3 protein-coding genes are annotated in these 2074 nt (G+C 47.3%); 2 read left to right on the top strand and 1 reads right to left on the bottom strand.

The genetic code is table 11. The features are described 5' to 3' along the window. The first annotated feature begins 39 nt into the window (after window positions 1-39). Window positions 40-810 carry a type III pantothenate kinase gene (locus tag K2Q26_04905; GenBank protein MBY0314833.1) on the top strand — a complete coding sequence of 257 codons (771 nt, stop codon included), beginning with the start codon at window positions 40-42 and terminating at the stop codon, window positions 808-810. 7 nt (window positions 811-817) lie between these two features. Then, on the top strand, window positions 818-1174 hold the full coding sequence (locus K2Q26_04910) for an aspartate 1-decarboxylase (GenBank protein ID MBY0314834.1): 357 nt from the start codon (window positions 818-820) through the stop codon (window positions 1172-1174). Here K2Q26_04910 and K2Q26_04915 read toward each other — a convergent pair. Next, window positions 1171-2074 (bottom strand): hydroxymethylglutaryl-CoA lyase (locus K2Q26_04915; GenBank protein MBY0314835.1); only part of this gene is annotated, 904 nt, incomplete at its 5' end. The two genes, K2Q26_04910 and K2Q26_04915, sit on opposite strands and share 4 nt — an antisense overlap.

The following is a 2074-nucleotide window of genomic DNA, read 5'->3' on the forward strand; positions in this document are numbered from 1 at the left end:
TCTGCTGATCGAAAAAAAATGACCCAAAAGGAGCTCTAGATGGTTCTCTGTCTTGACGTAGGAAATACACAAATTCACGGGGGCGTTTTCGACAATGACCAACTCGTATGTCAATTTCGCAAAACCTCCAAAGATCAATCGTCTTCTGACGAATACGGGCTATTTCTTCGCTCTATCCTCCGCGAGAATGATGTCAATCCGTCCTCCATTCGCAAAATTGCATTTTGCTCGGTCGTGCCCGACACAGTCTACTCCTTGAGAAGCGCATGCATAAAGTATTTCGACATGGCTCCTTTTGTCCTTCAACCCGGTGTAAAAACAGGCCTTAAGATTAAATATAAGAATCCAGTGGAAGTGGGCGCCGATCGTATCGCCAACTCGGTCGCCGCCACTTTCCTTTATCCCAACGAAAACCTTGTTGTGATCGACTACGGAACTGCAACTACGATGTGTATTATTAATAAAGAAAAAGACTACCTCGGGGGCGCCATTCTCCCCGGTATTCGCATCTCGATGGAAGCACTTGTCAGTCGCACCGCAAAGTTACCCACCGTAGAGATCAACCGACGGGAATCTGTGATTGGGCAAACAACCATCGAAAGTATCCAAAACGGATTATACTACGGGCAAATCGGGATGACTCGTGAACTCGTTCAACGAGCACGCCAGGAGGCCTTCGGCAACAGTCCGTGCAAAGTGATCGGGACCGGAGGCTTCTCATCGCTTTTTGAAAAAGAAAAATTATTTGATGTGATTATTCCAGATCTCGCATTGCGCGGTCTTTATCTAGCTTTAAAAATGAACCAGTGAGGTATATATGCAAGTGACACTCTTAAAATCTAAAATCCATCGCGCGACGGTAACGGACGCCGATCTGAATTACGAGGGCTCGATTTCGATCTGCCCCACACTGATTGAGTCTGCGGGATTTATCATCCACGAAAAAGTGGATATTTATAATTGTAATAACGGGGAACGATTTTCCACGTATGTGATTCGAGGTAAAGAAAATGAAATCTGCCTCAACGGAGCTGCGGCTCGTAAAGTTCATCGTGGAGATTTAGTCATTATTGCTTCTTACGCTTCTATGGACGTCGAAGAGGCCAAATATTACAAACCCGCCGTGATTTTAGTGGACGAGAAGAACAATCAGAAAGTTTTACCCAAACTTTAAATCAAATTTCCGCGACCAGCGAGGCCCACTTTGGATGGAAGTGGGCGTCCCAACTGCTGCGCCATCCAACGGGTCGTCTTAATCAGTTGATCCAAATTCACGCCGGTTTTGTATCCCATTCCTTCGAGCATGTAGACGACATCTTCGGTGGCCACGTTACCTGCTGCTCCCGGAGCATAAGGGCAACCGCCAAGGCCGCCGATGCTGGCGTCGAAGGTTGTAATGCCGTAATCCAGACTGGTCACGATATTGGCCAGTGCGGTGCCACGGGTATCATGAAAGTGCATCGCGAGTTTTGAAGCCTGCTTCGGAGTGAGCTTTAAAAGATTCTCGACGTGTCTTGGTGTCGCCACTCCAATAGTATCGCCCACGGAAACTTCGTAAACACCCAAGTCCAAGAGTTTATGGATCATCTTAACGGTTTTTTGGGGCGAAATTTTTCCCTCGTAAGGACAAGCAAAAGCGGTGCTTAAGTAACCGCGAACTTTAATTCGGTTCTGCTGGGCCAACTTCATCACTTCTTTAAAGCGAGTTAGAGATTCAGCAACGGAAACATTGGTATTTTTTTGGGAAAATGTCTCTGAGACGGCCCCGAAGATGGCGACTTCTTTGACTCCTGACTCGATTGCGCTCGTCAGCCCACGAACATTCGGTACCAGGGCGCTCCATTGCACTTTTTTAGAAATACGTCCCGCTTTTTGAGCCCTGAGGAGTTTCGAGATCAGAGACGCTGAGCCTTGCATTTGAGGTATCCAGTGAGGAGAAACAAAAGCACCGGCCTCGATATGAACTAAGCCGGCCCCGGCTAATTTTTTAGCGAAAGTGATCCGCTGTTCTTCCGTTAGAAAAACGGCCTCATTCTGTAATCCATCGCGCATACCTACTTCGACGATTCGAATT

It is taken from the genome of Bdellovibrionales bacterium, from assembly GCA_019750295.1.
Classification (GTDB): Bacteria; Bdellovibrionota; Bdellovibrionia; order Bdellovibrionales; family JAGQZY01; genus JAIEOS01.

Bases quoted from the DNA above. Each gene is read 5' to 3' on its own strand.
- K2Q26_04905 (MBY0314833.1), top strand. From the start codon at position 40: ATGGTTCTCTGTCTTGACGTAGGAAATACACAAATTCACGGGGGCGTT.
- K2Q26_04910 (MBY0314834.1), top strand. From the start codon at position 818: ATGCAAGTGACACTCTTAAAATCTAAAATCCATCGCGCGACGGTAACG.